The organism is Bifidobacterium sp. JNUCC 75, from assembly GCF_054819865.1.
Genome location: NZ_JBTHIF010000001.1, coordinates 1,012,602 through 1,024,655, shown reverse-complemented (window position 1 = coordinate 1,024,655; position 12,054 = coordinate 1,012,602). Strand labels below are relative to the sequence as shown.

Genomic DNA, 12,054 nt, shown 5'->3' with positions numbered 1-12,054 from the left:
TCTGCTGCTTCGGCATGACCACAACCGTCTATAGAGCCTCGGGCGGATTCCTGACGTTCAGGTTCCGCCTCTGGCCAAGCGTGACCGCCTCCACCTACGGTATTGGTTGGGGGACATGCCCATCTGCCGCTTGAAGGCCTTGGAAAAATAAGAGACGCTGTTGTACCCACTCATCCTGGCCACCTGGGTCACCGGACAGTCCGTGGTGAAGAGGATTTCCTGGCTACGGGATATGCGAAAGCTGGTCAGGTAGTCCTTAACGGTAAGACCCGTCTGTCGTTTGAAAATAGTCGACAGGTAGGAGCGGTCAATGCCGATATCCGCCGCCAGCCCCTCTACTGACAGGTCGGAATTGTACTTTTGTCCTATCAAGGAGATTGCCTGGTCCACATAAGACCCCGCCCTTCCCCCGTCCTTGGAAGCCAGGGGTTCTCTGGTCTGCCGTACCGACTGCGCCAGGGTGGAAAGGATAGCGAAAAGGGCGGACTGGTCCTGGAGGTTGTCGAAGGCGCTTTTGTGATTTCGTTGTCTCATCAGAGTTAGCTGTCCGTCGACATCTGTGAAGTCTGACTGGGTCAGGGTGGAGACGATCATGGGGAAGGTGAACCCCAGCTGGGACATCAGATCGGCGGCCCTGGTGCCATCGAAGGCGATCCACTCATAGGTCCAGGGGTCGTCGAAATCGGCCTGGTAGTAAACAAGCTCGTTCGGTGCGATGATGAATGCCTGGTGGGCGTGCAGGTGGAAAGTGGTTTCCTTCATCCGCAGGATGCCGGACCCCGATACGATGAAGTGGACCAGGTGGTAGGGTCTGGCCCCCGGTCCGTAGGAATGACCCCCGTAGCAGGCTGACCGTCCCGTGAAGAGGGGTCTGAGGTCCCGCCAGCCAAGATCGGGCAGGCGGACCAGTGTCTCTTTTTCCACGGCGAACCCCTTCCGAACCGGTTCAGTTATCGACCTTGCAACTGTGCACAAAAGGTCAAGACAGCCAAACATCCGTCGCCAGCCTGCAGGTCGTCGGCACCGGCATCATGCCATACATTGTAGGTGGGTTCCTCAGCGGCGTTTTCGCCGACAATGTTCGGTCGACCGGGCTTATGGGGGACTGTTCTAGAAAGGTGGCGTCGGCGATGGAGCTGACAGAACAAATGAAAGCAGAAAATGGGGAAGGCAGTGCCGACCATGACGGTTCGGTGGTTCAAGACCTGAGGAGCGGGCTCACGGCCCCATGCTCCCTCAAGATTGAAGAGGGTGAGTATTGGTACGGAGGCTGCGTCATGGACGGGTCGCGTTACCCCTTCACCGCAGGTGACGATTACAGGCTGGACCTGATCGATCTGGACAGTCCAAACCAGGTTTCTCCGGCCTTCATCTCCACCCACGGACGGACCTTGTGGAGCGAGGAGCCCTTCGACCTCAATGTCCAGGGGGACGCCATGGTGATGATCACACGGGGGACGGTACATGTGGACGCTTCGGGTGCCAACCTGCGTGACGCTCAGCAGAATCTGGCCAGGCAGACCTTCACCCTTGGGCAGATGCCCCCTGAGGAGTTCTTCCGTATGCCCCAGTGGAATACTTGGATCGAGCTGATATACACGCAGAATCAGCGCGACGTGATGAAGTACGCCAATGGGATAGTAGATAACGGCTTCCCTCCGGGAATCATCATGATCGATGATTTCTGGGGCGACTACTACGGCCGTTGGCAGTTTTCGCCCAGAAAGTTCCCTGACCCAAAGGGTATGGTCGAGAAGCTCCATGATATGGGCTTCAAGGTCATGGTATGGGTCTGCCCATTCGTGACCCCTGACACCGTGGAGTACCACGAGCTGCGTGACCGGCACATGCTCATCTTTGATCGGGATGGCGAGCCTGTCATACGTCAGTGGTGGAACGGCTACGGGGCGATTCTGGACATGTCCAACCCCGAAACATATGCCTGGCTGAAGGAAGGATTGCAGGACCTGCGTAGCCAGACCGGCGTGGATGGATTCAAGTTCGATGCCGGGGACTTCAAGTATTACCATGACGACGATGCTTCGCTCATGCGGCTAACCAGGCAGGAGGAGGCCCAGCTCTGGGGATGCTTCGGCACTGAGTTCGATTACAACGAGTACCGGGTCAATTACAAGAACGGTGGCCTGCCCTTGGTGAATCGTCTCCAGGACAAGATTTTCGAGTGGGGCAAGGATGGCTTGTCTGAGCTGATTCCCGATACCATAACCCAGGGTCTCTTGGGGTACTACTACAACTGCCCTGACATGATCGGCGGCGGTGAGTATCGCAGCTTCCTGGGAACCAAGACGCTGGACCAGGAGCTGATTGTCCGCTCGGCCCAGTGCGCCGCCCTCATGGCCATGATGCAGTTCTCCGTGGCACCTTGGAGGGTGCTGGACAAGGAACACCTGGCTCTCTGCCAGGAGGCGGCCCACCTCCATGTGGAACTTTCGCAGACGATCGTCGACCTGGCCAGGAAGGCCAGCCAGACCGGTGAGCCCATCACCAGGAGCATGGCTTATGACTTTCCGCAGGCCCCTGTGGACTGCCTGAAGACCCAGTTCATGCTCGGCGACAGGATTCTGTCGGCCCCAGTGATCGAGAAGGGTGCAACCAGTAAGAGGGTCTATTTCCCCGAAGGGCGTTGGCAGTCCCTCCAGGATGAATCGACTGTGGTGGATGGACCGGTCACCCGCGATGTTCCAGTGACGCTGGCCACCCTGCCTGCCTACCGGAGAATCGACTGAGGGGATGATCCGCAATGAGTGATGAAAAAACAAGCGAGGATAAGACTGACAAGGGCGGTGCCGTAAAAGCGGGGCCGGCGCTCAAATACTCCCTCCTGTCCATATCCCTTGTGCTGACCTCGGCATATGCCATCTCGGCCGCCCTGCCCGCCATGCAGAAGTCCATGCCGGACCGTTCCCTGGCCCAGATTGAGACCTTGGCCACCGTTCCCACCATCTCGGTGGTCGTCATGGTCCTCCTCAGCGGGTGGATAGCCCAGCATATAGGGGCCAAGCGGACCGTTGGCATCGGTCTGCTCCTGGTCGGTGTCGGGGGCGCCCTGCCGGCTTTTGTGACCAGCTACCCGGTCATTCTGGCCTCCCGTCTGGTCCTGGGTGCAGGTTTCGGGCTGTTCAACTCCCTGGCCGTCAGCCTCCTGTCCCATTTCTTCTCGGGCAACGAGAAGGCCACCGCCTTGGGCTTCCAGAACGCCTTTCAATCCATAGGCAGTGCAGTCATGACCTTCCTGGCGGGCCTCCTGTTGAACATCAATTGGCATTGGTCATTCCTGGTCTACCTGGCCGCCTTCCCCATCCTGATCGTATTCTGGATCTTTGTGCCTGAGGTCAAGCAGGACCAGCCAGTCAAGGGGGTCATGGCCGGGCAGAAGGTGAGTCCCGGTGTCATAGGTCTGGCCCTGTTGTCCATGGTTTACGTCTGCATCCAGGCCGGTTTCACTGTCCGCATCCCCACCATCGTGACCGATGCCGGGTATGCCTCCGCCACCGAGGTGAGCAACTGCCAGAGTATCGCCACCATAGTCGGGATGATTGCAGGATTCCTCTTCGGGGCTGTCTACAAGTACCTAGGACATTACATTCTGGCCCTGGGCACACTGCTGATGGGTTTGGGTCAGATTCTGGCGGCCTTTTCCCATAACATCATCATGACCGGTCTGGCAACCGTCCTGGTGGTGGCCGTCTCCATGGTCTACATCGGTACCTACTGCAACAACAGGGCCAGCGAACTGGCCGATGCAAACTCCGTCACGTTGGCCACATCCTTCGTCCTGGTGGGCTGCAATCTGGGCGGCTTCATGGCCCCCTACGTCCTTCAGTGGGTCTCGGCCCTTGTCGGTTCCGATCAGAATGTCCTGATTGCCTACGGATGCTTCTCTCTGGCCGTGACCGTCTTCGCCCTGCTGATGGCCATCCGGATACAGGGGGTCAAACGGGTCCCGACTGGACGTGATGCATAAAGGCGGTCATCCGCAATCGTCATCATCGGCCGGGGAACTGGTACCCCGGCCCGGTGTATAGTGACAAACAGGTCCCTGCGGGGCCCGCATACATGCATGGGGATGGGCCTTTGTAGTCCTGGCCCCTGCGATTTTTGTTATCAGTGGATGGTGAAGTCATATGACTGCCGGCTTCCTTTGCGAGAAGCTGATCCCGGGCAGGGTCTTCTGAAGCCCTTTAGGCTCTGTAGGCCCGCTGGTTCAAGCCGCCCGTAGGGGCGGCGATTCTGTTATGTCCGGTCTGGCGCCCCTATGAGGCGTCTCTCGTGGTACTCCGGACCGCATTGGTTCGATCCTGATTTCGATTCCGGTCTGGGTGCACATGGATTTGCAAGCACTGAGCACGGAAACGGCATTTATTTTGATTGATTTCATCAAGCATTCCAACATAGGTATACGTGAAGGCTGCAGGTATCCGCAGGCCGGAGATGATGAGAGTTCGGCCCTGGCCCTCTCCCACGTCTGGCGGTCCTTCGCTGGAAGGCGAAGTAGGCGGAGGGAGGGGCCTCACACAGTCCTATCGGACATCAGCCTGAAGGTGGACCGGGGAAAGATACAGGCCTTGGTCGGTCTGAACGGGGCCGGCAAGACCACCCTGGTCAAAATCGCTTCCACACTTCTAATCCCTACCCGTGGCGAGGTGAGCGTGGACGGGGTGGATGCCCTTGCCGATCCGAGCCAGGCCCGGAAGAGATTGGGGCTGGTGCTCGGTGGGGACAGGGGTTTCTACCCCAGGGCCACGGTAATGGCCAATATGCGCTTCTTCGCCGACTTGGCCGATGTGCCCTACCGGCTGAGGGACAGCGAAATCGGCCGTGTCCTGGAGGAGGTGGGTCTGAACGGTAAGGAGCGCCATGCAGTATATGAGCTCTCGCGGGGTCAGACCCAGCGCCTCCACATAGCAAGGAGTCTCTTAGGCTCCCCAAGACTCCTCCTCCTGGACGAACCAACTGATGGCCTGGACCCGGGCGTGGCCCTGCACATCCGCAGCCTGATCCGTTCGGTGGCGGATTCAGGGGTGGGCATCCTCCTGACCAGCCACGGCATGGAGGAGGTGGAGGAACTGGCCGACCGCATAGCGGTCATCGACTCGGGCAGAATCCTGGTCAATGGATCCCTGGAGGTCGTCCGGCGGTTCGCCGACGTGGGCTGGGTGGCTTCCTTCACCTTAAGGCCGGACCAGTTGGCCGACCCCGGTATCCTGATTGGCTGGGTCGGCCGGCGCGGCGTGGTCCTCACACGGCCATCAGGCCCCAACTGGATGGTATCCATCCTCTGGAAGCGAGCCTCGGAGGAGGGATCGGGGCCTGCCGGTGCAGAGCCGACCCGTCTCGGACGAGAAATGGCCCGGTTCTTCGCGGACCGATCTCTCGACTGCCCGGCGGACCTCCTGGTCAGGCCCGCAGGTCTGGAGGACGCTTTCCTGGCCCTGGCCGCCCGCCCAGGCGCGGAGGCGGATCTTTGATGAGGATGCTCAGGGAGGCCGCCTTCCAACTGCGCGAATACACCAGAACCACCTACTTCATTGAGATCCTCCTGGTAGCCACCCTCTCAGCCTGCCTGGTCCAACGGTTGGGAGTCAGGGCCTGGGGATCCGATCCCTACGAGGGGTTTCTCCGTTCGGCCGTCATGGGCCTGTGGACCTCCTGCACCTCCGCCGCAGGTCTGATTGGTTTCGAACGGCGCAAAGGGACCTTGGCTCATCTCATGGTCAGCAGGTCTGGCCCCCGGCCTGCCATCCTTGCCCTGATTTCTTCAACCGCCACCTTTGGCCTGCTGGCTTTTCCTCTAGCCGGTGTGGCCTGGCTGATTCCAGGGCCGGGTGCCCTCCTGCCGACTGAGCTGGGGGAGCATTGGCCGGTCCTGGTCCTGGGGGTGCCTCTGATTTGGCTGGGGGCCCTGGTCATGGCCCTGGCTGTGGCCTGTCTCTTCGTCATGACCCCTTATGCCACGGCCTATGAAGGCCTGGTCCTTGTCCCCTGTATGGCCCTGTCAGGAGTTTTCGAGGGTCCGACGAGAACGATTGACCTGGGGGAGGGGTTGAAGAATCTGATCCCCACCCGGCCTGCCCTGTCCATCATGAAGGCAGGTGGCATCGCATCCGATTCAGGGGTTTCCATCCTTTGGTGGGACCTGGCCTGCTGGCTGGTGGCCCTACTCCTATGGATCAGCCTGGCCGCCCGCCTTGCCAGCATTTCCGAGGCCAGAGCCCGGCGTGACGGCACAATCGAGGTGATCTGACCATGAGTTGGGTTCATAGGATGCTCACCGTCGCCAATGTCAGCTGGCGCTCTTCCATGTCTGCTGGCCGGCCCCTGGCCCTCCTGGTATCCCTGGTCGTTGTCCCCATTCTGGACGTGGCCTGCCAGCTCATGCTCGGAGGGAGCCTGAACTCCCCCGCCCTGGCTCGCATCGGATACGCCGGTGGTCTGGTGACTGCGGCCTGCCAGGTGGCGACTGTCATGGCCAGCGGTATGACCATGGACAGGGAGGAGGGAATCATCCCACAGGTCCTGATACGCCGTCCGATGGACCTGGCCTACTGGATTGGTCTGGGTCTTCCAGGTGTGGTGGCTGCCTCAGTCACAGGGCTGGTCGCCCTGGCCGGAACCCTGGTCCTGAATGTCGGACACGGCCCGTCTGATTTTCTCCGGGCCCTGAGCCTCCTGCCCACCGCCCTATTTGCAGGTTTGGCCTTGGGACTCCTTGTGGGTGGCCTTGGCCTGTTGACTGCGGATTCCTTCGCCCCGCTGAATGCGGTTACTGTCCTACTCCCGGTGGCTGTGGGTGTGGTCGTGCCCGCTGAAGCCTATCCGGTCCCGCTTCGTCGGTTCGCAACCAACCTCCCCTTGGGGGTCACGGTCCAGGCCGTGGAAGATTATGGCCTATCCTGGACGGCGGTCCTCCTTGCCGAGGTCATCAGGGGGCTGGTGGAGGTGGTCATCGGTCTAGCGGCCTCTGTAGCGGCCCTGCGCAGAATACGGTCAGGGGCCTACCTGAGGTTGTGATTCAAGGATGCGGAAGACAGGAGGGGCTGTGCGCGTGCATGCACCCCTCCTCCTGTCTCAGGTGTTCGTCTAGCAAGACATTATGTCGGCGTGAGAATCCGTTTCGACTCCTTTATCTTTCTTTATTTTCGGTCTTTAGTCTGGCTCCTGCCACAAGGAAATGAATAGGAGCTGACCATGCGTTACATATTGAGGACCGAGGGGCTGACCAAGGTCTTCGGCCACGGACAGCGGGCCGTCGACCAAGTGTCCCTGCATGTTCCTGAGGGCGGAGTCTACGGGCTCCTGGGCCCGAACGGGGCCGGCAAGTCCACCACACTGAAGATGGTTACAGGCATGCTGCACCCTACTGGCGGATCGATGATTCTGGACGGGCACCCCTGGTCGCGCCGGGACCTCTATGACATCGGCGCTCTGATCGAGCAGCCGCCCGTCTACCCCAACCTGACGGCCCGCCAGAACCTCAAGGTGCGCACAACCCTCTTTGGCCTGCCCGATGAGCGGATCGACCAGGCGCTCTCCATTGCCGGACTGAGCGATACAGGCTCCAAGAAGGCTGGACAGTTTTCCCTGGGCATGAAGCAGCGCCTGGGGATAGCCAACGCCATCCTGACCAGACCCCGTCTGCTGATACTGGACGAGCCTACCAACGGGCTGGATCCGCTGGGGATCGAGGAGTTGAGAGGGATGATCCGCAGCTTCCCGCAGCAGGGGATGAGCGTGATTGTCTCCAGCCATATCCTCTCTGAGGTGTCAATCCTGGCGGATCATATCGGCATCATCGCCGATGGCCGCCTGGCCTACGAGAATGAACTGCACGCCGGGGAGGACCTGGAGGGGCTCTTCATGGACGTGCTCAGGAGGTCACGATGAACGAGCGGAATGCTAGCGAACTCATCCAGCAGGATACGGCTACTTCAGACGCCCGAGCCGTGACAAAGGCTAGAACGCGGGGAGGAGGCATCTCCTTTGGCAGAATTCTGGCGGCGGAGATCATGAAGGGCAGGTCGGCTGCGCCTAGGCGGATGGCTTTGGCCTTCCCTCTGGTGCTCATTGTCATCGTGGCTTGCTTCGCGTTCGGATTGCATATCTGGATCCCCTCCTGGGTCAACTACTGGTATGTCCTGCTCCTCCCGGCCATGACCGCCCTGATAAGCGTTGCCGTGGCCAACATCGACGGAAAGCAGCGGTGGAGGACCACCCTGTCCCTGCCTGCAGCGCCCGTTCTGGTCTGGTGGGCCAAGATCGTCTACTGTCTGCTTCTAGTCGGCCTTGCTACCTTGCTGGCTCTGGGTCTTTCGGCAGTCATGGTCGCCGTCTCCAGGGTCCAGGGCCCCTCCATAGTTGATTTCGTAGTCAGCGCCCTGATGCTGGTCCTGGCATGCTCCTGGATGATACCGACGGGACTGGCGCTGACCGCCCGATTCGGCGTTCTGGTCGGATTCGGCCTGCCTTACATGGCGGACCTGCTGGCCTCGATCACCTTCTGGGGGAACCAACGGCTCTGGCCCTTCCTGCCGCCCGCTGCCATGATCAACCTGCCGGTGCCTTTCATGAAGGTCATGCCTGATGGAGTGCCGCTGGAGACCGAAGACAACAGTCCGATCAAGGCTGCACTGTCTGTCTTCGGCGGGCAGAGTCTGACGGCCTTGGTGGTCTGCCTGGTCTGGTTCCTGCTCCTGTCCGTCCTGACGGGAATCTGGTTCTCACGGAAGGAGACCAACTGACATGACTGGGATGACAGTTGGCCGTGTCGTAGCCTCGGAAATCGTGCGATTGCACGGATCTGTGCTTATCGCCATCCATGTCGTCTGCGGACTGGCGGCCGGACTCGTCTGCGGCGCCTACTTCGCTGCAGCCCCCTATGACCCCGGACTGGAGACCGATGCCTTCTTTCAGGTCCTGGGCGCTTTCATGCCCCTGATGGCCGCCATCGTCGTCGCCATAAACATCGAGACTGAGCGGGATGCCGGCGACATGGCTAACCTTCTGGGGATTCCCAGCCGCCGTCTGGGTCTGGCAGCCAAGATCCTTGTGCTCTGGCTGCTGGGTCTGCTGGCTCTTGCCTTGGCGGCGCTGGCATACTGCCTGCCCATGGCTCTGACCGGCGGATTGGGTGCGCCGATCTCGGCCGTCGCGCTCGCCACCTTGGGTATGGCAGGTGGCTCCCTCTGCCTCTACCTCTTCTCCATCGCTCTGGCCCTTCGCTTCGGCAGAAACGCGACCATCGCCATTGGGGTCCTCGGCACTGGGATATCCATCAGTTCCCTCGGCGGCCTCTTCAATGGCCTGTACGGCCGCACCCTGTCCGGTGTCGGGAGCACTCCTGGGATCAGCCAGTGGATACCCTTCACCTGGCCTACCAGGTTCGGCTCCCTGGGGATTGAGCAGGCTCTGGCCTTGACTATGCCGGGAGGGGAGGGTCTGCGTGCTTCAATTGGCGTGACGGCTCTGGATAATCTGGTCCCCTGCCTGGTCTTTACCCTGACCCTGGGCCTGGCCCTCCTGCTTTGGATCGGCAGGTTCGAGGATCGGCGCAAGGTCAGCGATTAGACTGGGCCGCAGGACGCCCGGTTAGCGAGAAAACCGTCCTGCAAGAAATCAGGCTTGCAAGAATCCTGGCCCACAAGGCGTTCATTCTCAAAAGTGGCTGGGCCGAGTCGGCAAGCGCAGAAAAGGAGCCAATCGTGGCTGACGTGCATGCCGAAGGTTCCCGTGGGGACGATCGGCATCGGGCTTCCATCCTGGTGGTGGACGACGATTCAAGGATCACCACCCTGCTGATGGCCGCCCTGTCCAAGGACGGTTATGCCGTGACCGTGGTCAATGAGTCGCGGAAGGTCGTAAGCATGGATCTGTCCTCGGTCGACCTGATCCTCTGCGATGTCATGATGCCTCACATGGACGGCTTTGCGCTCCTGGCTGCCATCAGGGAACGGGTGTCCTGCCCGATCATCTTCCTGACAGCCAAGACAGACGAGGACAGCGCGGTCCTGGCCTACGGCCTGGGCGCCGACGACTACATACGCAAGCCTTTCGGTATCGCCGAACTCCGAGCCAAGGTCAGAGCGCGGCTGTCCCAGGGCAGTCGGCGCGGGCGCCCGCTCCTGCATTTCGGCCCCTTGGACATGGACCTTCAGGCGCGGCAGATCAGGGTGGACGGGCGCAACGCCAATCTGACGGATGCGGAATACCGCATATGCGCCCTGCTGGCAGAGCATCCGGGGCGGGCCTACGCGCCCATGCAGATATGGGAGGCCTGCCTGGCCGCAGAGGATGACCCGGCCGCCGATGATATGGACAGCGATGCCACGGCTGCGGTCAGAGTGCATCTGAGCAATGCCCGGCGCAAGCTCAAGGCCCTGGGGGTGGACCCCATCAGGACCATTTGGTCAGTGGGTTACCAATGGGTGGCCTGACCGCCGGCGTGCCCGAGTCCCCCAAGGAGCAGAGCCCCGACGGCAATGGCCGGCCAAGCCGCAAGGGGATGCCCATCGTTCTGCTGATCATCAGGTACTTTCTTTACGTGCTGCTGATTCTGGCTCTGCTGTTCGCCGGCATATATATGGTCTGGATAAACCTGGGGACCGGGGGTGACTTCTTCTGGGCCAACTATGGCGAGCAGCATCTGGAGGAGGTTGGGCGCTCCATCGGCCGTTCGACTACTGTAGACGAATCCGTGATTCCCGCCGCCTATTGGTACCGAACCTATGACGGTCAAGGGCATCCTACGGGGGGCGATATGAAGGGCGGTATGGCCAGCGAGGCCGACAAACTGGCCGCCGACCATCGGGAGCATAGGGTATCCACGCCATCTAAAGAGGAGACAAAGAAGACTGGACGGCCCCTCGTCACTCGCGCAAAGGCGGATGCGACCTATGCCATCTATGCCACAGCCGATGGGTGGCCATGTGTCCTGGCCTATCGGGTTCAGCCGCAGTGGGCATCGAGGCAGGCCAGGGACCGCTATCCCAATCCCCAGAACCTTCTGCTGGCGTCTTCCGGGGTCGCCCTGCTGCTCACCCTCGTGTTGATCGGGTTGCGGGCGGCCCGCGTCATATCGTCCAAGCTCAAGGTCTTCAACCAGGTGGCTGACGATATAGGGCGGCAGGATCTGGAAGCTTCACTGCCCCGCAGCAACGTGCTGGAGATCAACCGGGTGCTGGGGTCTTTCGACAGGATGCGCGTTACGCTGAAGGAATCCCTGGAGAAGACTTGGGCGGCCCAGGAGTCCCAGCGTCGGCAGGTGGCGGCCCTGGCTCATGACTTGAAGACACCGCTGACCATCATGCGAGGCAACGCGGACCTGCTGGGGGAGACTGGACTCAGCCAGGAGCAGCAGTCCTACCTGGACTCCATTGAGGATGCCATCCGCGAGATGGCCGACTATGCCCAAGCCATCAGCCAGGGTTCCGTGGGCACCGCTTCAGAGCGATCCGGGGTTTCGACAGTTGCCTTGAGAGATATGGTCGACAACCAGGCCCAGGGGTACCTCAATGCTCGAGGTCTGCGACTCGAGAGGGATGACCGCCTGGGTTCCGATGCCGGACGGGTTTCCGGTAATGATGCTGACCTTGCCAGGGCGATCATGAATATCGTCGCCAACGCGGCTGACTATTCTCCGGACCAAGGCCTGGTGACGCTGACCTGGAGGCTGGAGGATGGCCAGGAGGGCGGGCGCGATTTGGTGGTGGCCGTGCGTGACCAGGGTCCAGGATTCAGTAGCCGGGCTCTAGCCCATGCCACGGAATGGCTCTATCAGGCCGATAGCAGTAGGCACGGCTCCGGCGGCCACCATGGCATCGGCCTGGCTGCAGCGCGGTCGACTGTAGAGAGTGCTGGAGGCCGTCTGACCCTGGCCAATGCAGCAAGTGGCCAGGGCGCAGTAGTCACTGTATCTTTGCCAGTGCAGTGACTGGGGCAGGGTGAATATCGGTTACTACAAACTCCGTGTCCGGTTAAGAATTGCACATTGATAAAGATCCGGAAATAGTGTTGACTATGGGCCGATAATTATAAAAA

Annotated in this window: 11 protein-coding genes; 10 read left to right on the top strand and 1 reads right to left on the bottom strand. The window is 60.7% G+C overall.

The window, feature by feature from the left end; all coding sequences use genetic code 11:
• Positions 1–57: 57 nt before the first annotated feature.
• Positions 58–924 carry an AraC family transcriptional regulator gene (locus ACVWNW_RS04295; RefSeq protein WP_454483205.1) on the bottom strand — a complete coding sequence of 289 codons (867 nt, stop codon included), beginning with the start codon at positions 922–924 and terminating at the stop codon, positions 58–60.
• A gap of 224 nt (positions 925–1,148) precedes the next feature.
• Here ACVWNW_RS04295 and ACVWNW_RS04290 point away from each other — a divergent pair, with 224 nt between their 5' ends.
• The 10 genes from ACVWNW_RS04290 to ACVWNW_RS04245 all read left to right on the top strand — a co-directional run bounded on the left by ACVWNW_RS04290 (position 1,149) and on the right by ACVWNW_RS04245 (position 11,947).
• Positions 1,149–2,747: a glycoside hydrolase family 31 protein gene (locus ACVWNW_RS04290; protein ID WP_454483203.1), complete on the top strand. Its 1,599-nt coding sequence runs from the start codon at positions 1,149–1,151 to the stop codon at positions 2,745–2,747.
• A 14-nt stretch (positions 2,748–2,761) separates the two neighbouring features.
• A complete protein-coding gene (locus ACVWNW_RS04285; RefSeq protein WP_046323503.1) occupies positions 2,762–3,985 on the top strand; it encodes an MFS transporter in 1,224 nt (407 codons plus the stop codon).
• 361 nt (positions 3,986–4,346) lie between these two features.
• Complete coding sequence (locus tag ACVWNW_RS04280) at positions 4,347–5,489, top strand: ABC transporter ATP-binding protein (protein WP_198207911.1); 1,143 nt, start codon at positions 4,347–4,349, stop codon at positions 5,487–5,489.
• Positions 5,489–6,265: a multidrug ABC transporter permease gene (locus tag ACVWNW_RS04275; protein WP_198207912.1), complete on the top strand. Its 777-nt coding sequence runs from the start codon at positions 5,489–5,491 to the stop codon at positions 6,263–6,265. Before ACVWNW_RS04280 ends, ACVWNW_RS04275 begins: the two co-directional genes overlap by 1 nt.
• Positions 6,266–6,267: 2 nt before the next feature.
• Positions 6,268–7,032 (top strand): hypothetical protein, encoded by a 765-nt coding sequence (locus ACVWNW_RS04270; RefSeq protein WP_198207914.1) that lies wholly within the window; start codon positions 6,268–6,270, stop codon positions 7,030–7,032.
• A 177-nt stretch (positions 7,033–7,209) separates the two neighbouring features.
• Complete coding sequence (locus tag ACVWNW_RS04265) at positions 7,210–7,905, top strand: lantibiotic protection ABC transporter ATP-binding protein (RefSeq protein ID WP_198207916.1); 696 nt, start codon at positions 7,210–7,212, stop codon at positions 7,903–7,905.
• Positions 7,902–8,759: a lantibiotic immunity ABC transporter MutE/EpiE family permease subunit gene (locus ACVWNW_RS04260; RefSeq protein WP_198207918.1), complete on the top strand. Its 858-nt coding sequence runs from the start codon at positions 7,902–7,904 to the stop codon at positions 8,757–8,759. Before ACVWNW_RS04265 ends, ACVWNW_RS04260 begins: the two co-directional genes overlap by 4 nt.
• Position 8,760: 1 nt before the next feature.
• The gene (locus tag ACVWNW_RS04255) at positions 8,761–9,585 is read left to right on the top strand and encodes an ABC transporter permease (protein ID WP_198207920.1); all 825 of its coding nucleotides are present in this window, start codon (positions 8,761–8,763) and stop codon (positions 9,583–9,585) included.
• Positions 9,586–9,719: 134 nt separating this feature from the next.
• Positions 9,720–10,451 (top strand): response regulator transcription factor, encoded by a 732-nt coding sequence (locus tag ACVWNW_RS04250; RefSeq protein ID WP_198207922.1) that lies wholly within the window; start codon positions 9,720–9,722, stop codon positions 10,449–10,451.
• Positions 10,439–11,947, top strand: coding sequence for a sensor histidine kinase (locus ACVWNW_RS04245; protein ID WP_198207924.1), 1,509 nt, complete (start codon positions 10,439–10,441; stop codon positions 11,945–11,947). Before ACVWNW_RS04250 ends, ACVWNW_RS04245 begins: the two co-directional genes overlap by 13 nt.
• The last annotated feature ends 107 nt before the right edge of the window (positions 11,948–12,054 follow it).